21 protein-coding genes are annotated in these 21,313 nt (G+C 67.9%); 11 read left to right on the top strand and 10 right to left on the bottom strand.

Annotated elements, in window-relative coordinates; all coding sequences use genetic code 11:
- Window positions 1–25 precede the first annotated feature (25 nt).
- From Q7W82_RS01485 to Q7W82_RS01450, 8 genes are all read right to left on the bottom strand, one after another.
- Window positions 26–220 carry a hypothetical protein gene (locus tag Q7W82_RS01485; RefSeq protein ID WP_160946803.1) on the bottom strand — a complete coding sequence of 65 codons (195 nt, stop codon included), beginning with the start codon at window positions 218–220 and terminating at the stop codon, window positions 26–28.
- Window positions 217–909 carry a hypothetical protein gene (locus Q7W82_RS01480; RefSeq protein WP_242159185.1) on the bottom strand — a complete coding sequence of 231 codons (693 nt, stop codon included), beginning with the start codon at window positions 907–909 and terminating at the stop codon, window positions 217–219. The genes Q7W82_RS01485 and Q7W82_RS01480 overlap by 4 nt, the downstream gene beginning before the upstream one ends.
- Window positions 906–1,736, bottom strand: coding sequence for a TadE family protein (locus Q7W82_RS01475; RefSeq protein WP_242159186.1), 831 nt, complete (start codon window positions 1,734–1,736; stop codon window positions 906–908). Before Q7W82_RS01475 ends, Q7W82_RS01480 begins: the two co-directional genes overlap by 4 nt.
- 11 nt (window positions 1,737–1,747) lie before the next feature.
- Window positions 1,748–2,542 carry a hypothetical protein gene (locus tag Q7W82_RS01470; protein ID WP_242159187.1) on the bottom strand — a complete coding sequence of 265 codons (795 nt, stop codon included), beginning with the start codon at window positions 2,540–2,542 and terminating at the stop codon, window positions 1,748–1,750.
- On the bottom strand, window positions 2,539–4,050 hold the full coding sequence (locus Q7W82_RS01465) for a pilus assembly protein TadG-related protein (protein WP_242159188.1): 1,512 nt from the start codon (window positions 4,048–4,050) through the stop codon (window positions 2,539–2,541). Before Q7W82_RS01465 ends, Q7W82_RS01470 begins: the two co-directional genes overlap by 4 nt.
- Before the next feature lie 172 nt (window positions 4,051–4,222).
- Complete coding sequence (locus tag Q7W82_RS01460) at window positions 4,223–4,501, bottom strand: pilus assembly protein (protein ID WP_242159189.1); 279 nt, start codon at window positions 4,499–4,501, stop codon at window positions 4,223–4,225.
- A 678-nt stretch (window positions 4,502–5,179) separates the two neighbouring features.
- On the bottom strand, window positions 5,180–5,995 hold the full coding sequence (locus tag Q7W82_RS01455; protein WP_019795950.1) for an ABC transporter permease: 816 nt from the start codon (window positions 5,993–5,995) through the stop codon (window positions 5,180–5,182).
- A 19-nt stretch (window positions 5,996–6,014) separates the two neighbouring features.
- Entirely contained in the window at window positions 6,015–7,016 is a 1,002-nt protein-coding gene (locus Q7W82_RS01450; RefSeq protein WP_242159190.1) for an ABC transporter ATP-binding protein, read from the bottom strand.
- A 137-nt stretch (window positions 7,017–7,153) separates the two neighbouring features.
- Between Q7W82_RS01450 and Q7W82_RS01445 the strand changes: the two genes are divergently transcribed.
- From Q7W82_RS01445 to Q7W82_RS01415, 7 genes are all read left to right on the top strand, one after another.
- Window positions 7,154–7,864, top strand: coding sequence for an FAD-binding oxidoreductase (locus tag Q7W82_RS01445; protein ID WP_237473131.1), 711 nt, complete (start codon window positions 7,154–7,156; stop codon window positions 7,862–7,864).
- A 329-nt stretch (window positions 7,865–8,193) separates the two neighbouring features.
- The gene (locus Q7W82_RS01440) at window positions 8,194–8,769 is read left to right on the top strand and encodes a hypothetical protein (RefSeq protein WP_242159191.1); all 576 of its coding nucleotides are present in this window, start codon (window positions 8,194–8,196) and stop codon (window positions 8,767–8,769) included.
- Window positions 8,766–8,966, top strand: a complete 201-nt coding sequence (locus tag Q7W82_RS01435; RefSeq protein WP_010340539.1) for a helix-turn-helix transcriptional regulator — start codon at window positions 8,766–8,768, stop codon at window positions 8,964–8,966. The genes Q7W82_RS01440 and Q7W82_RS01435 overlap by 4 nt, the downstream gene beginning before the upstream one ends.
- Before the next feature lie 90 nt (window positions 8,967–9,056).
- Window positions 9,057–10,571: an alpha/beta fold hydrolase gene (locus Q7W82_RS01430; protein ID WP_242159192.1), complete on the top strand. Its 1,515-nt coding sequence runs from the start codon at window positions 9,057–9,059 to the stop codon at window positions 10,569–10,571.
- 31 nt (window positions 10,572–10,602) lie between these two features.
- The gene (locus tag Q7W82_RS01425; RefSeq protein WP_242081456.1) at window positions 10,603–11,349 is read left to right on the top strand and encodes an ATP-binding cassette domain-containing protein; all 747 of its coding nucleotides are present in this window, start codon (window positions 10,603–10,605) and stop codon (window positions 11,347–11,349) included.
- Complete coding sequence (locus Q7W82_RS01420; protein ID WP_242159193.1) at window positions 11,346–12,527, top strand: ABC transporter permease; 1,182 nt, start codon at window positions 11,346–11,348, stop codon at window positions 12,525–12,527. Before Q7W82_RS01425 ends, Q7W82_RS01420 begins: the two co-directional genes overlap by 4 nt.
- 143 nt (window positions 12,528–12,670) lie before the next feature.
- Window positions 12,671–13,609 (top strand): CPBP family intramembrane glutamic endopeptidase, encoded by a 939-nt coding sequence (locus Q7W82_RS01415; RefSeq protein ID WP_242159194.1) that lies wholly within the window; start codon window positions 12,671–12,673, stop codon window positions 13,607–13,609.
- Between the two features lie 74 nt (window positions 13,610–13,683).
- On the opposite strand, the gene Q7W82_RS01410 is transcribed toward Q7W82_RS01415, so the two are convergent.
- Together Q7W82_RS01410 and Q7W82_RS01405 are read right to left on the bottom strand one after the other, a co-directional pair.
- Window positions 13,684–14,685, bottom strand: a complete 1,002-nt coding sequence (locus tag Q7W82_RS01410) for an energy transducer TonB (protein ID WP_242159195.1) — start codon at window positions 14,683–14,685, stop codon at window positions 13,684–13,686.
- A 171-nt stretch (window positions 14,686–14,856) separates the two neighbouring features.
- The gene (locus tag Q7W82_RS01405; protein WP_017908501.1) at window positions 14,857–15,465 is read right to left on the bottom strand and encodes a TIGR00645 family protein; all 609 of its coding nucleotides are present in this window, start codon (window positions 15,463–15,465) and stop codon (window positions 14,857–14,859) included.
- Between the two features lie 113 nt (window positions 15,466–15,578).
- Here Q7W82_RS01405 and Q7W82_RS01400 point away from each other — a divergent pair, with 113 nt between their 5' ends.
- The 4 genes from Q7W82_RS01400 to Q7W82_RS01385 all read left to right on the top strand — a co-directional run bounded on the left by Q7W82_RS01400 (window position 15,579) and on the right by Q7W82_RS01385 (window position 21,256).
- Window positions 15,579–16,268, top strand: a complete 690-nt coding sequence (locus Q7W82_RS01400) for a glutathione binding-like protein (RefSeq protein WP_242159196.1) — start codon at window positions 15,579–15,581, stop codon at window positions 16,266–16,268.
- A gap of 70 nt (window positions 16,269–16,338) precedes the next feature.
- On the top strand, window positions 16,339–18,570 hold the full coding sequence (locus Q7W82_RS01395; RefSeq protein ID WP_242159197.1) for a S9 family peptidase: 2,232 nt from the start codon (window positions 16,339–16,341) through the stop codon (window positions 18,568–18,570).
- Between the two features lie 50 nt (window positions 18,571–18,620).
- A complete protein-coding gene (locus Q7W82_RS01390; protein ID WP_242159198.1) occupies window positions 18,621–19,202 on the top strand; it encodes a cytochrome c oxidase assembly factor Coa1 family protein in 582 nt (193 codons plus the stop codon).
- Between the two features lie 248 nt (window positions 19,203–19,450).
- The gene (locus Q7W82_RS01385; RefSeq protein WP_242159199.1) at window positions 19,451–21,256 is read left to right on the top strand and encodes a DUF885 domain-containing protein; all 1,806 of its coding nucleotides are present in this window, start codon (window positions 19,451–19,453) and stop codon (window positions 21,254–21,256) included.
- Window positions 21,257–21,313 lie beyond the last annotated feature (57 nt).

The following is a 21,313-nucleotide window of genomic DNA, read 5'->3' as shown; positions in this document are numbered from 1 at the left end:
GCAGGTCATCGCGAGGAAAGGGGGATCACCCCACCAGCACGTCCGACGCCGAGATGGCGTAGACGAAGGCGGCATAGAGATCTTTCAGGGCTGTCACCACCTCGGTGATCACGTCGGGCTTGGCGATCAGTACGATCACCAGCGCCATGACCACCACGGTGTATTCGATCGTGGACTGACCGCGCTGAAGGCGTCGGTCGGGCAGGGCATGCGCGTTCATTCGACCACCGCGACGATCACGGTACCGGTGTGTCCGCGACTCGAGGTCACGGTGACGCGATCGTCCTGCCGGGTGAAACGGGAAACGCAGTGCGGGCTGTTCGCCGTGCAGGCCGACGAAGACCCGTCGCGCGCATAGCCCTGCCCGGCAAAGTACCGCGCGTAGTACTGCTGGTTCTGCAGCGGCGTGTAGCGGTTGAGCATGCTCAGCGTCCTGACATGGCGCGGCGTGTCCATGTAGACGATGTCCTCGGCGACCTGCGTATCGGGCAGCCGGCCGAAGCCCTTGCCGACGCCGTCGGCGGGGAGGTCCTTCTTGGGGACCTCCATGACGCCGATCTGGCCCTGCGTGCGGTTGGCGTCCCCGCTCAGTTCCACCGTGATGTAGTAGCCGCTCTTGGTCATGTGTCCGAGCACGGTCTTGTTGCCCATCGGCGTGGTCACGACGGCGTTGCCCCACTCCTTGCGATAGAACTGCTCGACCTGCTTCGGCGATTCGGCGACCCGGAAGCGGCTGGCCCGCATGGCGATACCGTTGTAGAGCATGTGCTCGGACACGATCTCGCCCGAGGCCTGGTCGGGGACCGGCACCTCCGGCCAGTCCAGCGCATGCGCCTGCTGCGCCGCGGCCGTCGACAAGAGCGCGCCAAGCCCGCCTGCGAGCATGCGGTGGGAAACGCGCGGACTCATGGCTTGCCCGGCTTGACCGGGTAGTTGGCGAGCTTGTCTGCAGGCACGACATCCGGCTCGATCGCCCCCAGCTCGAGATCGCCCAGAGAGCCGACCATGGGCAGGATCGGTGTCAAGGGCTTCAGCAAGTCGAAGACCCCGTCCAGCCCCTCGAAGTAGGAGACCGGCGCCAGTGGGCGTACTGTGGCGATCACGCTGCGCGCACCGCTGCGCGGACCGGAGGCATTCCAGGCATCGGTCAGCAGTGTCTGGTGACGCTTGTCGGCCAGATTGAGGTTGTCCAGCGGCTCGAGAAAGCGCGCGGGTCGGCCGTCTGCGGTCTTCAGGTCGCGATAGTTCAGCGTCACTTCCGCAGTGACGTAGCCGCTCTTGCTGGGCGGAAAGGCATTGTCGAAATAGTTCTTCGGTAGCAACTGGGCTGCTTCGTCGACGTAGCCGGGAGAACCCTTGTTGGCAGTACGCGTGACCGACAGGTCGCGCTTTTCCAGCAGCTTCTGGTTCGAGAAAGTATTGAGCATCTGATCGGAGAACGTCCCGCTGCTGACGCCGGACGTACGGCTGGTGATGGGCGCGTCTGCATCGGCGAAGTTGCGGTCAAGCGCCTTGCTCTGCAGCACGGCGCGGCTGGCCGGCTGATAGTTCTTGGCTACGCTGGCTTCCCAGGCGGCGTTGCGGGCCGCCTGCATCGCCATCTGCTTGCCATGCCCCAGCTTGGCGACGACCGGGATCAACAGGAACAGCGGCACCAGCACAGCGGCGCACACCGCCAACTCCACCATCCCCTGTCCGCGCATCCTGCGCGCTGGTGTAAAGAGCGTCGTCTTCATCCTGTGTCCTCCTAGTTTTCTTCCTTCTCACCTGCCACGTTGGAAGGAATCAGACCGCTGCCGAGACTGAACGACTTGACCTGCAGCACGCAGCCGTTGCCGCCCTGCAGCGGCTTGGCCTCCAGCGGAATGGATTGCAGATACGCACCGGCACCATCGATCGTGCAGCCGGCCGCATCGCCGGGCGACTCGGAAAAGCCCCACTTGCTGCCGCCCGACCACATGCACACTTCCTGCTTGCCGTTCTCCCAACGCGTGCAGGGCTGTCCCTTGACCTGAGCGTCGCCAGCCAGTTTCCAGCCGATGGCCTGCACGGTCTGGCGCTCCTGCGCGCGCGCACTGCTGTCGATGGCCATGTACATGCCGTTCGCGTCTTCGATGGCGTCCTTGTCCGTGTGCTCCTCGAGCTTGACCATGCACGCAGCCTGCGCGCTATCGCCATCGGCGCCGAGGGTCCAACTGACCTGGTGCGCGAACTGCCGATGCGCATCGATCATGATCTCGACCTCGCCGGTTCCCAGCTTGGCTTCGTCCTGCGGCGAAAGCGCACGCGTGGGCATGCCGGAGCCACGGCAGGCTTCCAGCTTCGCCTGGTAGTTCTTGCGTTCCAGGTTTTCGCCCCCCATGCGCGACTCCCAGGTCAGGACGACATGGAGGGCGGGCAGCGACCTGACCCCGCTTTCCGAGGAGGAATCCCCGCCGTTGCCGCCCTCGGTGGCGTCGTGCGACTGGCAGCCGGCGGTGGACGCCAGCGAGGCCATGCAAGCAAGCGCCAGCGCACGGGATCGGTTGGTCAATAACATCATGGAGCGGCCACCAGGAGTGTTCGGTCGGAAAGGGGGGTTTGCACCAGGCGCGCCTGCCAATACGGACTGAACAGGCTGCCTTTTTCGAACTTGCTATCGCCTCTGCCCCATACCGAACGCCGGAAGGCGCTGAGTTCGTAGGGACGATTGAAGTAGACCTGCGCACTGGCCATCGCGCGCAATTGCTCGCCGCGCGCCTGATCCTTCAGCTGCATCCGTCCACTGCCGATCTTCAGCGCCGAGCTGGTGCGCGCCTTGTCGACCCGGGTGCCGACTTCGACGGTGTAGATCGGCCCGGCATTGGCACCCTCGGGCTGCTGCGAGTAGGCGTCCTTGACGTCCCGATAGCGAGGGCTGATGCCGTAACGATAGCTGTTGATGAAAGCTTTGTTGCGTTTGAAGTCCGGCAGGACGGCCGGATCCCCTTCGATGAATGCACCGGCGATGTCGCTGCGTTTGGTGCCGTTGTAAGCCCGATAGGTGCGATTGTTTTCGTAGGGCGACCGCCATCCCCGCCCGTTGTTCATGCCGGGAAAGAAGTTGGGTTTGCGATTGTCGACCGCCTGGGTGCCAGCCCAGCCGATCGGAATCTTGAGGGTGGTGACAAGCAGCGGAAGCTTGAGTTGAAAGGTGTCCACGGCCGACCACCGGTCGTACTCGACCATGTCGGTGCCGCCGTTGTTGTTGAAGATGCCGAACGCCGTGCCGTCGCGTGCACGCGTGAACGTATCGCGCGACGCCATCACCACATTGCGGTAGCGCTCGCCGCCCTTGTTGGTGCTGGTCAGGCCGCGGCGTTCGCCTGGGGTATAGCTTTCCAGCTGATTGCCTGCGGAAAGCACGTTCTTGGCCAGAACGCCCTTGCCGACCACGGTCAAATCGGCATCGGGCACATTGTCCTTGACCACCTTGCTGGCCATGGCGAAGACGTTGGCCTCCGACGTGAGGTCGCCCACCGCCGCCTCGGCGGCCAGCGCGTAGGGATGATCGAGCATTTGATCCAATATGCCGATGGTGGTGTCCGCTGCCCGCAAAAAGGTTTGGCGAAATATCTTGAGCGTTCTGTTGATCACCGTCATCGCGCGATCGACGCCGATCAGGACTTGACCAAGGGCCGGCACCCAGAACAGCAAGACTTCCGCGACCTCTACGACCTTCTCGAAGTGCACCGACGATGAGTGCACCATGGTCAGCCAGGAGTTGAGACTGACGATCTGCGCGACGGCCACCTCGTTGGCGACGCGTCCGCGATTGAGATACGCCGCGAAATTGCGCGCGCGCGCCTGCTCGACGGCGATGCTGTACGCCGCGGCATCGGCGGCATTGGTGAGTTCGACCTTCTTGCCGACCACCTGTCCGGTGTTGAAGGTCACCAGCAAGCCGACGCATAGCACCATCAGGAAGACCAGCACCATCGGCATTGCCTGCCCGCGCATCCTGGCGCGAGCGCAGGTCGGCCCTTGGGCGACCGTCATGGTCGAGGAATCGGCAGCGGCGATGATCACCATACAGCGTCCTTCGGGCAACACCACGCCGAGGGCACGACGCATGCGTCGGACCCGGCTGGTTCCATGGGATTGAGGAGCTAGCTAATGCGCAGAAGCCTGTGGACGGCTCCTGCCGGTACGACCAACGGCAGGCCACCATCTGCCCGTCGTCGGGCAGATGGTGGCAAGAGCGTTACTTGTTGCCGTTGTAAGCGGCCATGCCCTTGTCTTTGTCGGCCTGCGCCTGCGCCTTGCCGGCGTTGGTGCCAGCGCGGTTGATCATCTGGCTGGCATCCTGCTTGCCCGACAGCTCCTGCGCCATACCGGCAACCTGGCTGCGGACGGTGCCGCCGAAGAACGTGAACACGCCGATCGCCGCGATCGCGATCAGGGCCACGATGATGATGTACTCGGTCATACCCTGGCCGTGCTGCTTGCGGCCGAAGCGGATGGGCTTGCGTTGGATCTTCATCTGATTCCTCTCCTTGGCTCGATCGCCCAATTACCGGCAACACACAAGCGTGCCCCGCGGCAACGTGTGGCGAGTGGGTTCATTAAGTGAAGTCGTTCACGGAGACGAAGCTGGTCTCCGGCCCGCGCTTTACGTCCAGTAAAGAGATGGTGTGTAGCGGACGTGTGCACTGTAGCGTCGGCTTATTGCCGTTACAAGAAAACTAGCGTTAATAAATTGGCGCTTAACTAGGTTCGCATCACATTATTGAGTCAAACTTTGGACGCGTGCGATCCCGTATGGAATATACAATTGTGAATTCGGTGCCGTTGCGCCGTGCGCACCGTCAGATTTGGATGTGATGCATGGCAGGTATGTCGGCGTGTGGCGCGTCATGCCATCCGCGCATGCCTCTGCGCTCGCTGCCCTGCGCGGGCGCGGACCGAGTGATCGCAGGCGGTCGGCGACGCAGAACGGGACAGCCGGCGATTTGTATCGACACGGTGCAAGCTGGCGACGCCTGCTTCGGCTAAGCCCGTGAAATCACGACATAGCTGGCAGACGGCGCGACGCCGCCCCAGGTTTGCCGTCAGAGATTCTGAGCCGGGCCGACGCAGGGAGGCGTCCCGGTGGTGCCGCCGCCTGCGGGGCCTGGGACGCGTGAGCCGTCTGCAACTCGGGCGCGGAGGACGCGGAACGTCAGCTCCGCAACCCCACCCCGCGCCGCAGCAGCCACAGCGCCAGCGCCGCCAGCACCGCGACGAAGCCCAGCATCAGGCTGTAGGCCACCCACACCGGCACGTCGCTGCTGCCGAGCAGGCCGTAGCGGAAGGCGTTGACCATGTAGAAGATCGGGTTGGCATGGGTGGCGGCCTCGGCCCAGCCCGGCAGCAGCTTGACCGAGTAGAACACGCCGCCCAGGTAGGTCAGCGGGGTCAGGATGAAGGTCGGCACGATCGCCACGTCGTCGAACTTCTTCGCGTAGACCGCGTTGATGAAGCCGGCCAGGGAGAAGATGGTCGCGCCCAGCAGCACCGTGGTCAGGGTCACCAGCGGGTGCGGGATGCGCACCGGGGTGAAGAACATGGCGATGATCAGCACGATCACGCCGACCATCAGCCCGCGCAGCACGGCGCCGGCGACGTAGCCCCACAGGATCACCCAGTTGGGCATGGGGCTGACCAGCAGTTCCTCGACGTGGCGGCCGAACTTGGCGCCGAAGAAGCTGGAGCTGATGTTGCCGTAGCTGTTCTGGATCACGCTCATCATCACCAGGCCGGGGACGATGAACTGCATGTAGCTGTAGCCGCCCATGTCGCCCACGCGCGAGCCGATCAGGCCGCCGAAGATCAGGAAGTACAGGGTCATGGTGATCGCCGGCGGCACCAGGGTCTGGCCCCAGATGCGCAGGATGCGCTTGACCTCGCGGCGCACGATGGTGCCCAGCGCGATCCAGTTGCGCTGGGCCGGGGTGGCGTCGGAAACGGGAAGGGTGGAATCGGTCGGGGTCGTCATGGTCGTCGCCGTGGGGGCATCAGGGAGTGGCGGACGGCGGCGTGGCGCCGGCGCTGGCCGTGGCGGCGTCGCGGTGCTCGCCGGTGAGGCGCACGAACAGTTCTTCCAGGCGATTGCTCTTGGTGCGCATGGAGCGCACGCGGATGCCGGCGTCGCCCAGCGCGGCGAACACGCGGTTGAGGTCCATCGCCCGCGGCATGTCCAGGTCCAGGGTATGCGCGTCCTGGGCGAGCAGGGTGGTGCCCTCGATCGCCGGCAGCTGCGCCGGCAGTTCGCCGTCGATGTCCAGCAGGAAGCCTTCCACGTCCAGCTTGGCGAGCAAGGCGCGCATCGGGCCCTGCTCGACGATGCGGCCGCGGTCGATGATCGCCAGGTTGCGGCACAGGCTCTCCGCTTCCTCCAGGTAGTGCGTGGTGAGGATGATGGTGGTGCCGGCGGCGTTGATCTCGCGCAGCACGCGCCACATGTCGCGGCGGATTTCGATGTCCACGCCGGCGGTGGGTTCGTCCAGGATCAGCAGGCGCGGCCGGGTCATCATCGCCCGGGCGATCATCAGCCGCCGCTTCATGCCGCCAGACAGGGTGCGGCTCATCACCTGGGCCTTCTCCCACAGGTGCGCGCGCTTGAGTTCCACTTCGGCCAGGCGCTCGGCCTCGGCGCGCGGCATGCCGTAGAAGCCGGCGTAGTTGACCAGGATGTCGAAGGGTTTCTCGAACAGGTTGAAGTTGATTTCCTGCGGCACCAGGCCGATCAGGCGCATCGCCGCGCTGCGCTGGCTGCTCAGGTCGGTGCCGAACACCTCGACCTGGCCGGCGCTGAGGTTGACCAGCGAGCTGATGATGCCGATCAGGGTGGACTTGCCGGCGCCGTTGGGGCCGAGCAGGGCGAAGAAGTCGCCGGGCAGCACGTCCAGCGACACGCCGTGCAGGGCCTGCACGCCGTTGTCGTAGGTCTTGCGCAGGTCGCGCACGCGCAGGGCAGGCGCCAGCGTCTGGGGAGAAGGAGTGGATGCGGGAGTCAAGGCGGGCCTTCGCGCCGCATCGACGGCGCAGGAGAAGTGCAGCCGCTATTATAGAAGACCTCGTGGGGTCGCCCCCGGCCACAGACTGTTGCATCTCCGTGCCTGCCCAATTCCCGCTGAAACTGGTCGATCGCCACATGCTGGCCCCGGCCGTCGGCCACTACCGCTTCGTTCGCGACGACGGCCAACCCCTGCCGTTCGTGCCCGGCCAGTTCGTGCAGGTGCACTTCCACTATGCCGACGGTACCGCGACCAAGCGCAGCTACTCGCTGGCCACCCGCCACGATCCGGCGCAGCCGGCCGATGCCACCGTCGAGATCGCGGTCAGCTTCGTCGCCGGCGGCGCGGCCACGGCGTTGTTCGAGGGGCTGGAGATCGGCGGCCAGGTCTGCGCCAGCGGTCCGTACGGGCGCTTCTGCCTGCAGCCCGGCGACGTCAACCGTCGCTATCTGCTGATCGCCACCGGCACCGGCGTCACCCCGTACCGCTCGATGCTGCCGTTGCTGGAAGCGGCGATGGCCGAGCGTGGCGTGGAGGTGGTGCTGCTGCTGGGTGCGCGGACGCCGGCCGAGCTGCTGTACGGCGACGAATTCCGTGCCTTCGCCGATGCGCACCCCGGTTTCCGCTTCGTGCCGTGCTTCTCGCGCGAACTGCCGGAGGCGCCGCATGCCGATGTGCGGCATGGCTACGTGCAGCAGTTCCTGGGCGAATTCGCGCCGCAGGCCGAGGGTGACATCGCCTACCTGTGCGGCAATCCGAACATGGTCGACGCCTGCTTCGATGCGCTGAAGGAGGCCGGGCTGCCGGTGCAGCACATCCGCCGCGAGAAGTACGTCAGCAGCAAGTAGCGGCCGCGGTCGGCGCGGCGTCCGCTCGTAGGAGCGGCTTCAGCCGCGACCGCCTCACCGGGAAGGTCTGCCCGGGGCGAAGCCGCATGCTCCCGCAGCGTCGGTGCGCTTCGCGCCCTTACCCTCACCCCAACCCCTCTCCCGGTGGAAGAGGGGGCAGTTGTGCCAGCCCATGATGCTTTCACTCGAGCTGTAAAGGACGCTTGACAGTCGTTTCCGCTGCGCGCATTCTCCTGTCAAGCGTGCTTGACAGGGGGCAAGGTCGGCACGACAGGAGCGGCAGCCGCAACGGTGCCGGATCGGGGATCGGCTGAGAATCGGGGACAGTGATGGGCAACTGCAGGCGCAACGCGATCGTGATGCTGTGCGTGAGTCTGGCACTGCTGGCGGTGGCCTGGCTGCCGCTCGGCGGCAGCGACTATCTGCGTGGGGTATGCATGGGCGTCGGCATCGGCGGCCTGTTCATGGCGCTGTTGATGTGGTGGTCGCGGGGCAGCCTGGCCGACAGCGCACCGCGGGCGCTGGCGCGGCGCTACTACCGCGAGTTCTTTCCGCCGATGGGCGCCTACGTGGTGGTGATGCTGTTCTGGAAGCGCCTGCTCGACAGCGTCGATGCGCACTGGCTGCGCGTGGTGGTCGCGCTGCTGCCGGCATTGACGTTGGCGCTGGTGATCCGCGCGGTGGCGCGTTTCGTGCGCGACTCCGACGAACTGCAGCGGCGCATCGAGCTGGAATCCATCGCCATCGCTGCCGGCCTGACCTGTGGCGTCTACATGGCCGCCGGCTTCCTGCAGGCGGCGCAGGTGATCGCGGTGCCGGCCTCGAGCGCGATGCTGTGGGTGTTCCCGGCGCTGTGCATGACCTATGGGGTGGTCAAGGTCGCGAACGCGCGCCGCTACCAATGAACAGCCGCATCCGCGAACTGCGCGAGGCGCACGGCTGGTCGCAGGGCGAACTGGGCGAGCGGCTGGGCGTGTCGCGACAGACCATCAATGCGCTGGAGACCGGCAAGTACGATCCGAGCCTGCCGCTGGCGTTCCGTATCGCGCGGCTGTTCGCGCACAGCATCGAGCAGGTGTTCCTGTTCGATGAGGCCGAGTAAGCGCGCACTCCGTTCCATGCCCCACCGGGCACCGACGACGCCATGTTCCGGCATGGCATTCTGCAAGCCATGAACTCAAGGATGCGAACCATGCGACACCCCTCCCGGCCGTTCGCCATCGCGGCGGCGACCCTGTTGCTCGCCGCCTGTCAGGCGGCCCAGGCACCGACGCCGCAATCGTCCGAACGCAGCTATGGCGCGCTGCGCTTCCACCCGTGCACGCTGACCAATCCGGTGGCCTCCAACAACGTGCCGGCGCAGTGCGCGCGCATGGCGGTGGCGGAGAATCCGGCGGCGCCGAACGGCCGCAAGATCGAACTCAACATCGCCTGGCTGCCGATCACCGGCGAGGGCGGCAGCGACCCGGATCCGGTGTTCTTCCTCGCCGGCGGTCCCGGCCAGGCCGCCACCCAGGTCGCCAGCATCGTCGACATGGCGCTGCGCGAAACCCGCAAGCGCCGCGACGTGTTCCTGATCGACCAGCGCGGTACCGGCCAGTCCAATCCGTTGAGCTGCCTGGGCCCGGACGGCAAGGAGATGCCGCTGGCCGATCCGGCGCGCGCGCCCACCGCGAACGAACTGGTCGACTACGCCCGCCGCTGCGCGCAGTCGCTGCAGGGGCGCGCCGATCCGCGCTACTACACCACCACCCAGGCGATCGGCGATCTGGATGCAGTGCGCGCCGCATTGGGCGTGGATAAGATCAACCTGATCGGCGGTTCCTACGGCACCCGCGTCGCCCAGCAGTACGCGCGCCGCTACGCGCCGCACGTGCGCAGCGTGGTCATCGATGGCGTGGCGCCGAACGATCTGGTGGTCGGCGGCGAGTTCGCCACCACCTTCGAGGATGCCATCGCCCTGCAGGCCGAGCAGTGCAAGGCCGACCCTGCCTGCGCCAAGCGCTTCCCCACCGATACCCGCACGCAGTTGCGCGCGGTGGTGGAGCGGCTGCGGCAGGCGCCGGTGGAGGTGGACTACCGCGATCCGGCCAGCGGCGAGAGCCGCCACGACCGGGTCACCGCCGACACCGTCACCAGCCTGGCGTTCTCGTTCTCCTACGCGCCGCAGACCGCGTCGCTGCTGCCGCTGGTGCTGGACGAAGCCGCCAACGGCCGCTACGGGCCGCTGATGTCGCTGGCGCGGATGATGGGCGGGCAACTGGACGGGCAGATGAACCGCGGCATGCAGTGGTCGGTGATCTGCGCCGAGGACGCCGACCGCTATCGCGCGCCGCAGACCCACGACACGCTGCTCGGCCCGGACGTGGCGCAGATGTTCTTCGCGCCCTGCCCGGTGTGGCCGACCGGCACCCGGCCGGCTGACTTCACCGCGCCATTCACCTCCACTTTGCCGGTGCTGCTGACCTCCGGCCAGCTGGATCCGGTGACGCCGCCGCGTTACGCCGAGCGCGTGCTGAAGGGCCTGCCCAACGGCCGCCACCTGGTGGTGCGCGGCCAGGGCCACGGCACCATGACCCTGGGCTGCATGCCCAAGCTGCTCGGCCAGTTCTTCGAGACCGCCGATGCCAAGCACCTCGATGCCACCTGCCTGGACGCGATGAGCGGCGTGCCGGCCTTCACTTCATTCAACGGATGGGAACCATGAGCTGCGCAGCGTTCGACAGGGAGCGGCAGGCATGATCGTCGCCGACAATCTGCACAAGGCATTCAAGACCCGCGCCGGCGCCGTGCAGGCCGTGCAAGGGGTCAGCTTCCAGGCCGCCGACGGCCAGATCACCGGTTTGCTCGGCCCCAACGGCGCCGGCAAGACCACCACCTTGCGCATGCTGTACACGCTGATGGCGCCGGACCAGGGCCAGGTGCGCGTGGACGGCGTCGACGTGGGCCAGGATCCGATGGCGGTGCGGCGCGCGCTGGGCGTGCTGCCGGATGCGCGTGGCGTGTACAAGCGGCTGACCGCGCGCGAGAACATCGCCTACTTCGGCGAGCTGCACGGACTGTCGACGGCCCGTATCGCCGAGCGCACGCGGCTGCTGTCGAAGGCGCTGGACATGGACGACATCCTCGACCGCCAGACCGAAGGCTTCAGCCAGGGCCAGCGCACCAAGACCGCGATCGCCCGCGCGCTGGTCCACGACCCGCGCAACGTGATCCTGGACGAACCCACCAACGGCCTGGACGTGATGACCACGCGGGCGCTGCGCGGGTTCCTGCGCGAGCTGCGCGAGGAAGGGCGCTGCGTGATCTTTTCCAGCCACATCATGCAAGAGGTGGCGGCGCTGTGCGATCGCATCGTGATCATCGCCAAGGGCACGGTGGTGGCCGCCGGCACCGCTGACGAACTGCGCGCCCTCACCGGCGAACCCAATCTGGAAGACGCCTTCGTCAAGGCGATCGGCAGCGACGAGGGACTGCACGCATGAGCCTGCTCCGTACCGTATTCACCGTGATGCGCAAGGAATTGCGCGACCTCTCGCGCGATCGCCGCACCCTGGCCTTGGCCTTGCTGCTGGGGCCGCTGCTGTACCCGGCGCTGATCCTGGGCATGGGCGCGCTGGCCGAGAGCCGCGTGCGCACGCAGATCGACAAGCCGCTGGACATTCCGGTGATCGGCCGCGAACGCGCGCCGAACCTGGTCGCCTTCCTCGCCGCGCAAGGCCTGAACGCGGTCGCGCCGCCGAAGGACCTGACCAGTGCGATCCGCAGCCAGGACGTGGACCTGGCGTTGAAGATCGACGAGGACTACGCCAACGCCTGGCACGAAGGACGCCCGGCGTTGGTGGAGATCATCAAGGACAGCACCCGCCGCGATGCCGACATCCCGACCCAGCGCGTGCAGGCCGCGTTGAGCATGTACGGCCAGCAGGTCGGTGCCTTGCGCCTGCTGGCGCGCGGCATCGATTCGCAGGTGTCGCGGCCGCTGGACGTGGCGCTGCAGGACCTGGCCACGCCCGAGGCCAAGCGCGGTGCGTTGCTGGCGATGCTGCTGCCGGTGCTGCTGACCATCACCTCGTTCATCGGCGGCGCCTACCTGATCCTCGACGCCACCGCCGGCGAACGCGAGCGGCAATCGCTGGAGCCGCTGCTGGCCACGCCGGCCTCGCGCAGCGCCATCGTCAGCGGCAAGATCGCCGCGGCCTGCGTGGTCGGCCTGGTGTCGCTGCTGCTGACCCTGCTCGCGTTCAAGCTCAGCGCGCAGGTGGCCAGCGGCATCGGCCGCCAGCTCAACGTCAGCTTCGTGGCGATGCTGCAGATGCTGTTCGTGCTGTTGCCGATGCTGTTCATCGGCACCTCGCTGCTGACCTACCTGGCGGCCTCGGCCAAGAGCATGAAGGAAGCGCAGAGCCACATGACCTGGCTGATGCTGCTTCCGATGCTGCCCGGCTACGCCTTGATGGTGTATCCGCTGAAGACCACGCTGTGGCAGTTCGCGGTGCCGTTCCTGGCGCAGAACCAGATGCTGATGAAGATCATCCGCCGCGAGGCGATCGATCCTCAGATCTGGGCGGTCTACCTGCTCACCGGCTTCGGCCTGGCCGCGGTGCTGTGGCTGGCGGCGGTGCGCCGCTACCGGCAGGAGCAGTTGGCGATCTCCGCCTAAGCCGCCAGCAGCGCGCGGACAAGCGCCGCGCGCTGCGTCGCCCTGGTCGCGGTCGCCGCACGAATGCGTGACCGCGATGCGCATGGCGTTCCCGCACGGCGGCTGCATCCGCCTTCTGCGCCCCCATCCGTAGTGAGTCCTGCATGTCTTCCGATCCACACGATGAGCCTGCACCGCATGCCGCCGGCCGCACGCGCCTGCTGGTGTTGGGCGAGGCGCGCATCCTGCAGCCGGGCATGCTGCGCTGGCTGAGGGCGGTGGCCTGGGCGATCGCCTTGCTGGCGCTGATGGTGGTCGTGGCAGTGGCGGTGCCGCTGCTGTGCGGCAGGCTAATGCCACCGGGCGCGGGTCAACTCGCCCCGTATGCCACGGCATCGATGGCTGCCGTCCTCTACGCCGTGGCGGTCCGCCTGGGCGAGCGGCGCTGGCCGGCGGAGCTCGCCTGGCGCGCGGTGCCATCGCAGTTGACCCTGGGGGTGTTGCTGGGCGCGGCGATGTTCGCGGCGGTGATGGCGCTCATGGCGACGTTGGGCGTGTACGCGATCCGCGGGACCGGGCCGGCGCCGATGTGGGGGCCGCTCGGCAAGGCACTGCAGGCCGGCGTGGTGGAAGAACTGATGCTGCGCGCGATCCTGCTGCGGCTGCTGTGGCGCGCGTTCGGTCCCTGGCTGGCGTTTGCGTTGTCGGCGGCGCTGTTCGGCCTGGCCCACCTCGGCAATCCGAACGCGAGCGTGTTCGCCGCGCTCTGCATCGCGGTGGAGGCCGGCATCATGCTGGGCGCCTTCTACGTGCTCACCGGCCGGCTGTGGGTGTCCATCGGCGTGCATGCGGCCTGGAACTTCACCCAGGGCTACCTGTTCGGCGCGGCGGTGTCGGGCACCGACATGGGGCCGGCGATCGCGCGCAGCACGGTGCAGGCCGGGATGCCGGACTGGCTGAGCGGCGGCGCCTTCGGCCCGGAAGCATCGCTGCCGGGCCTGCTGGTGTGCACGGTGGTGGGCGCGATCGCGACCTGGGTGGCCTGGCGCAAGGGGCGCTTCGGCGCGCCTGGACGCCGTGCGGATAGTGCGCCGGTGTCCTGAACGTTTTCGCGCGGTGCCGCGCCTGGCGATGCGGCGTGCCCGGCCACGGTGGCCGGGCACGCGTCAACGGCGGCTCAACCGCCGGGATTGAAGGCCAGCGTCCGGCGGGTAGTCACCGGTGCGCTGACCGGCTCGAAGCGCCAGCGCTTGGTCGCGTTCAATGCCTCGCGGTCGAACACCCGCGGCGGCGTGGAGCGCAGGACGCGGGCATTGGTGACCGCGCCGTCGGTGCCGACGGTGATCTCCACCAGCACCTCGCCGGCCGTCCCCGAGCGCAGTGCTTCGGGCGGATAGCGCGGGGCCGGGGTGCTGATCGGGCGAAGGGTCTGCGCCGTGGCCGCCGGCGCGGCCGCGGGTGCTGCGGCAGGTGCCGGCGTCGGTTGCGTCGCGGCGGGCGTGGCGGGGCGGGCGGCGGCCTGGCGTTCGGCCTCCTGGCGTGCGCTCTCGCGGCGCGCGGCCTCCTGCTGTGCGGCGATCTGCTGCGCGGCCTGCGCTTCGCTGGCCTGCTGCTGCGCCTGCTTCTGCTGCTCGGCCGCGAGCTTGGCTTTCTGCTCGGCGTCCTTCTTGGCCTTGTCGGTCTCGTCCTGGCTGCGCTGGGCCACGGCCTCCATGCCCTTGCTCACGCCCTGCTTGAGCCGTGGCAGGGCCGGGGCCTGGGGATCCATCTTCTCGATCAGGCCGATCAGCCGCTGCGCTTCCGGGAAATCCTCGCGGTTGATGCTCTGTTCGGCGGCGATCAGCGTGTACGGCATCAGGTCGGTCAGCGCGCTCTTGACCCCGGCGTCGTCCGGCTGCTTGTCGCGCAGTGCCAGGTAGTACTCGACCGCGTTGTTGCCGGCCGGCGCGTACATGCGGTTCTCGCGCAGCGCCTGGCTGGCCGAGTCGTGCAACTGTTCGGTGCCCATCGACTGCACCTTGGCCGACACCGCCGGCGTCGCCGGTGCGTTGGCTGCGGCGGTGGCCGGCGTGGCGCTGGGTGGCGCGGTTTCGTCCTGCTTGGAGCAGGCCGCCAGCGCGGCCAGCAACAGGACGGGCGCGACACGGCGCGCCTTGGCGAGTGTGGTGAGTTGCGACATGCGTCCCCCTGAATCCCCGGTGTTGGCAATCAACGATGCGACGGCGGTGCGTTCGCGGTGCTGCGGCCCCCATGCCGCCAGCGCACCCCATCGGTCAATCTAGCATCCGCGGCCGCCGCGTGCGTGGCAGCCGCTGCCATGCGGCAAAAAGCGTGACGCTGCGCGCGTCCGTCAGTGCGCCGGGCGCGCCGGCGCGGACGCGGACATGATCCGGTCAGTCCAGGCGATGCCGATCGCCGACAGGATGAAGATGCCGTGGATGATGGTCTGCCACAGCACGCCGGTGGCGGTCAGCGTCGCGCAGCTCTTCAGGTCCACCGTGCCCACGGCGCTGGCCAGCTGTTCCGGCGAGCACATCGGCATGCCGCCGAGCGCGCCGACCGCGATGAAGGTCTTGAGCAGGTGGATCGAGGAGATGCCGATGATCGACAGCGCCAGCTTGACCTTGAGCACGCTGGCGTTGACGTGGCTCAGCCACTCCGGCTGATCCGGGTGGCCTTCCAGGCCCAGCCGCGACACGAAGGTCTCGTAGCCGCCGACGATCACCATCACCAGCAGGTTGGAGATCATCACCACGTCGATCAGGCCGAGCACGATCAGCATGATCTGCTGCTCGCCCAGGCTCGGCGCCTCGTGGATCAGGTGCCACAGCTCCTTGCCGAACAGGAACACGTACACGCCCTGGGCCACGATCAGCCCCAGGTACAGCGGCAACTGCAGCCAGCGCGAGGCGAAGATCAGATTGGACAGGGGATGCAGGCGAGGCCGCTCGGGAGTCATGGCGTGGTCTGGAATGCTGCGTTGCGGGAGCGGCCAGGGTACCCGGCCGGCGGTGACGCTGCCAAGCCGGGGGGCGCCGCTACACTCGGGGTCCCCTTTCCAGGACCGCCGCCATGATCGATCTGTACTACTGGCCCACCCCCAACGGCCACAAGGTCACCCTGTTCCTCGAGGAAGCCGGGCTGGACTACACGCTCAAGCCGGTCAACATCGGCGCCGGCGAGCAGTTCGCGCCCGCGTTCCTGGCGATCTCGCCGAACAACAAGATGCCGGCCATCGTCGACCATGCCCCGGCAGACGGCGGCGCGCCGCAGAGCGTGTTCGAGTCCGGCGCGATCCTGCTGTACCTGGCCGAGAAGACCGGCCGCTTCCTGCCGGCCGATCCTCGCGGGCGCGTGCTCGCCCTGGAATGGCTGTTCTGGCAGATGGCCGGCCTCGGCCCGATGACAGGGCAGATGGGCCACTTCAACGTCTATGCGCCGGAGAAGATCGGCTATGCGATCGAGCGCTACGGCAACGAGGTGCGGCGCCTGCACGGCGTGCTGGACAAGCGCCTGGCGCAAAGCGCCTATCTGGCCGGCGACGCCTACGGCATCGCCGACATGGCCAGCTACCCGTGGATCGAGGTGTACAACGGCCTGACCCCCGATTACGCCGCCTTCCCGCACCTCAAGCGCTGGCACGACGCCATCGCCGCGCGCCCGGCCACCCAGCGCGCCTACGCCTTGAAGGAGCAGGTGAACCCGAACGCGGGCAAGCCGCTCAGCGACGCCGAGCGCAAGCACCTGTTCGGGCAGCGCTGAGCCGGCGCGCTTCTCAAATCCCGGGCGCACGCGCATCATCCGTGCGCTCGGTGCTCCATCAGGAACCTTCATGCGCTCTCTGTTCGCCGCTCTCGCCCTCATGCTCGCCACGCCCATCGTTCCCGCCCACGCCGAGAAACTGACCCTGGAGGCCATCACCGGCAGCAAGCCGCTGTCCGGGCCGACCCTGATGAAGCCCAAGGTGGCGCCGGACGGCTCGCGGGTGACCTTCCTGCGTGGCAAGGACAGCGACCGCAACCAGCTGGATCTGTGGGAATACGACATCGCCAGCGGGCAGACCCGCATGCTGGTGGATTCCAAGCTGGTGCTGCCCGGCACCGAGACCCTGAGCGACGAGGAGAAGGCGCGCCGCGAGCGCCAGCGCATCGCCGCCTACACCGGCATCGTCGAGTACCAGTGGGCGCCGGATGCGCATGCGCTGCTGTTCCCGCTTGGCGGCGAGCTGTACCTGTACGACCTGAGCAAGACCGGCAGCGCCGCGGTGCGCAAGCTCACCCACGGCGAAGGCTTCGTCACCGACCCGAAGATCTCGCCCAAGGGCGGCTACGTCAGCTTCGTGCGCGGGCGCAACCTGTGGGTCATCGACCTGGCCAGCGGCCAGCAGCACCAGCTCACCCGCGACGGCAGCGAGACCATCGGCAACGGCGTGGCCGAGTTCGTCGCCGACGAAGAGATGGACCGCCACACCGGCTACTGGTGGGCGCCGGACGATTCGGCGATCGCCTTCGCGCGCATCGACGAAACCGAGGTGCCGGTGCAGAAGCGCCCGGAGGTCTATGCCGACCATACCGAGGTGGTGGAGCAGCGCTATCCGCAGGCGGGGCAGCCGAACGTCAAGATCCAGCTCGGAGTGATCGCGCCGCGTGCCGGCGCGCAGCCGCAGTGGATCGACCTGGGCAAGAACCCGGACATCTACCTGGCGCGCGTGGACTGGCGCGATCCGCAACGGCTGACCTTCCAGCGCCAGTCGCGCGACCAGAAACACCTGGAGCTGATCGAGGCGACCCTGGCCAGCGGCAAGCAGCGCGTGCTGATCACCGAGACCAGCCCGACCTGGGTGCCGCTCACCTACGACCTGCATTTCCTCAAGGACGGGCGTTTCGTCTGGGGGTCGGAGCGCAGCGGCTACGAGCATCTGTACTTGGCGTCGGAAGACGGCCGCACGCTGCGTCCGCTGACCCAGGGCGAGTGGGTGGTGGACGAACTGCTGGCGGTGGACGAGGCCGCCGGCAAGGTCTACTTCTCCGCGACCAAGGCGTCGCCGACCCAGACCCAGCTCTACGCGGTGCCGCTGGCCGGCGGCGCGATCGAGCAGTTGTCCAAGCCCAACGGCACGCATGCGGCCAGCTTCGCCAAGAACGCCAGCGTCTATGTCGACAGCTGGTCCAACACCACCACGCCGCCGCAGATCGAGCTGTTCCGCGCCAACGGCGAAAAGATCGCCACCCTGCTGGTCAACGACCTGGCCGATCCGCAGCATCCCTATGCCGCCTACCGCGCCGCGCAGCGTCCGGTCGAGTTCGGCACCATGACCGCCGCCGACGGCAAGACCCCGCTGCACTACCGGCTGATCAAGCCGGACGGGTTCGATCCGGGCAAGCGCTATCCGGTGGTGGTCTACGTGTACGGCGGCCCGGCCGCGCAGACCGTGGTCGATGGCTGGCCCGGCCGCGGGGATGCGCTGTTCGACCAGTACCTGGCCCAGCACGGCTATGTGGTGTTCTCGCTGGACAACCGCGGCACGCCGCGCCGCGGCCGCGATTTCGGCGGTGCGCTGTACCAGCACCAGGGCACCGTGGAAGTGGACGACCAGTTACGCGGCGTGGCCTGGCTGAAGGCGCAGCCGTGGGTGGATGCGGCGCGCATCGGCGTGTACGGCTGGTCCAACGGCGGCTACATGACCCTGATGCTGCTGGCCAAGCACAGCGAGGCCTATGCCTGCGGCGCCGCCGGCGCGCCGGTCACCGACTGGGGCCTGTACGACAGCCACTACACCGAGCGCTACATGAACCTGCCCAAGGCCAATCCCGACGGCTACCGCGACAGCCGCGTGGCCGCGCACCTGGACGGGCTGACCTCGCAATTGCTGCTGCTGCACGGCATGGCCGACGACAACGTGCTGTTCACCAATTCCACCTCGCTGATGAGCGAACTGCAGAAGCGCGGCAAGCTGTTCGAGCTGATGACCTATCCCGGTGCCAAGCACGGCCTGTCCGGCAGCAACGCGTTGCATCGCTATCGCACCACCGAGGCGTTCCTGGGGCGCTGCCTCAAGCCCTGAGCGCGCCGCTGCATTTCACCTTTCGCTTTCGCACGACAAGGAGTGACGTCATGTCGAGTCCGCCGCCACTGCCCGGGACGCCCGGTCCTGCCTCCGCCACGGCGCTGCCACCGGCCAAGCGCGGCTGGTGGTCGCGGCATTGGAAGTGGGCGGTGCCGCTGATCGTGCTGGTGCTCGGCGCCCTGCTGCTGGCGTCGATCGCGGTGTTCGTGCTCGGCATCGCGCGCGTCACCAAGTCGTCCGAGCCGTACCGGGTCGGCGTGATGGCCGCGCAACGCGATCCGCGCGTGGCGGCCGCGCTGGGCGCGCCGATCAAGGACGGCATCATGCCCAGCGGCAGCTTCAACAGCAGCGGCGGTGGCAGTGGCAACGCCGAGCTGAGCGTGTCGCTGCACGGCAGCCGCGCCAACGGCACCCTGTACATCGAAGCCGAGCGCCATGCGGGCGAGTGGCACTACACCACCTTGCAGGTGCTGCCGGACGCGGGCGAGGCGATTCCCTTGCTCGACGTACTTGGGCAGGGCGCCGATACCGACGACGAGGAGGCGGATGGCGCGACGGTCGATGCGCCGCCGGTGCCCGCAACAGACGCGGACAACGCCGCACCGGCCGAGGACGCCGCCACGAAGTAGGCGGTCGGCGAACGTGTTGCCACCCACGGCGTTGCGTGGGTGGCCTCCATGGGCTGGTGGCGTCGCAGCGCCCACGTTCCCTGCAATGAAGTGCCTGCGCTGCCGCCATCGCACGCGCACTGCGACAGCCGCGGCGTAGATCCGAGCGCATGTTGCGCTGCCGCGCCTCGGCAGCCATGACCTCCGGCAGATGGCCGATCCGGCCCGTGCCGCGTACGGTCCTTACCTCATTCTGTCGGAGCTGCGCCATGAAGCCACGTGTCCTCGCCATCGCCCTGACCCTGGCGCTGGCGGCGCCTGCGCCGTTCCCGGCGCTGGCCGCAGCGTCTGCACCGGCTGCCGCAGCGGCCACGCGTGCGCCGGCCTGGGTGGAGCGCAGCAATGCGTTCGCGCAGATCCTGCTGCAGGCGCAGGCGCCGTTCCAGGCCGAGGAAGTGAGCTTCTTCGGCGTGCCCGGGTTCGACGACCAGGTCTCCGATTTCGGTCCCGACAACGCGCGGCGTTTCCGCGAGGCCACCGCCGCCGCGCGCCGCACACTGCAGGAAAAGCTGCAGGTGGAGCGCGATCCGAACGTGCGCCAGGATCTGGCGATCCTGATCCACGCCGCCGATCAGTCCATCGAGGGCAGCACGCTCAACGAACGCCTGTTGCTGCCATGGACGGACGCGCCGCAGCATGTGTTCGGCGGCATCAACAACCTGTTGTCCGAGCAGGTGCCGGCGGCGCGCCGTGCCAAGGCGCTGGCACGGCTGCAGCGCTACGTAGGGCTGGCGCCGGGCAGCACCTCCAGCCTGCTGCTGGCGCGGCAACGCTACGAAGAGAAGCGCGCCGACGGCAGCCTGCTGCAGCCGACCAGGCGCGAGGTCGAGCAGGCCTTGAGCAATGTCGACACCTACGCCAAGGGCATTCGTGCGCTGTTCGCCGAGTACAAGATCGCCGGCGCGGACGCAGCGCTGGCGGCGATGGACCAGCAGTTCCAGGACTACGCCACCTGGACGCGCACGGTGGTGCTGCCGCAGGCGCGCGAGGATGCGCGCCTGCCGCCAGAACTGTACGCATTCCAGCTCAAGCAGGTCGGCATCGATATCGCACCGCAGGTGCTGATGCAGCGCGCCCAACTGGAATTCATGGAGACTCGTGCGACGATGCAGCAGTTGGCGCCGCTGGTGGCCGCCGCCAAGGGCCTGCGCGGCGACGATGCGCGCGACTATCGCACCGTGCTGCGCGCGCTCAAGCGCGACACCATCCCCGACGACAAGCTCGAGGCGCACTACCGCAGCGTCATCGACCGCATCGATCCGATCATCCGCCAGCAGCGCATCGTCGATGTGCCGCAGCGGCCGATGCAGATGCGCCTGGGCTCGCCGGCCGAAAGCGCCGCGCAACCGGCGCCGCATTTCCGCCCGGCGCCGCTGGTCGGCAACACCGGCGAGCAGGGCACCTTCGTGCTGCCGCTGGGCAATCCGGACAGCGACGGCAAGGGCGAGCACTACGACGACTTCAACTTCGGCGCGGCGGCGTGGACGCTGAGCGCGCACGAGGGCCGGCCCGGCCACGAACTGCAGTTCACCGCCATGGTCGAGCGTGGCGTGTCGCTGGCGCGCAGCCTGTACGCGTTCAATTCGGTCAACGTCGAAGGCTGGGCACTGTACGCCGAGGCCGAGATGGTGCCGTACGAACCGCTGGACGGGCAGTTGATCGCCTTGCAGTTCCGCCTGCTGCGCGCCGCCCGGGCCATGCTCGACCCGATGCTCAACCTCGGCCTGATCGACCGCGAGCGCGCGCGCCTGGTGCTGGAGAACGAGGTCGGCCTGTCGCCGGCAATGGCGCGGCAGGAACTGGACCGCTACATGGTGCGCGCGCCCGGCCAGGCCGGCAGCTACTTCTATGGCTACAGCCGCATCCTGGAATTGCGCATGCGCACCGAACTGGCGCTGGGCGCCAGGTTCGACCGGCTGAAGTTCAACAACTTTCTGCTGGACCAGGGGCTGCTGCCGCCGGACCAGCTGGCCGCGGCGGTGGACGAGGTATTCGTGCCGTCACAGCGCAAGTGAGCGGAGATCAACTAGACGCGCCACTGCGCCAAACGGCGCAGTGGCAGTCGCTGCGGA

Source organism: Xanthomonas indica (assembly GCF_040529045.1).
GTDB classification, from domain to species: Bacteria; Pseudomonadota; Gammaproteobacteria; order Xanthomonadales; family Xanthomonadaceae; genus Xanthomonas_A; species Xanthomonas_A indica.
Note: the sequence above shows the minus strand (reverse complement) of the source record. Positions and strands in the feature narration are given on the sequence as shown.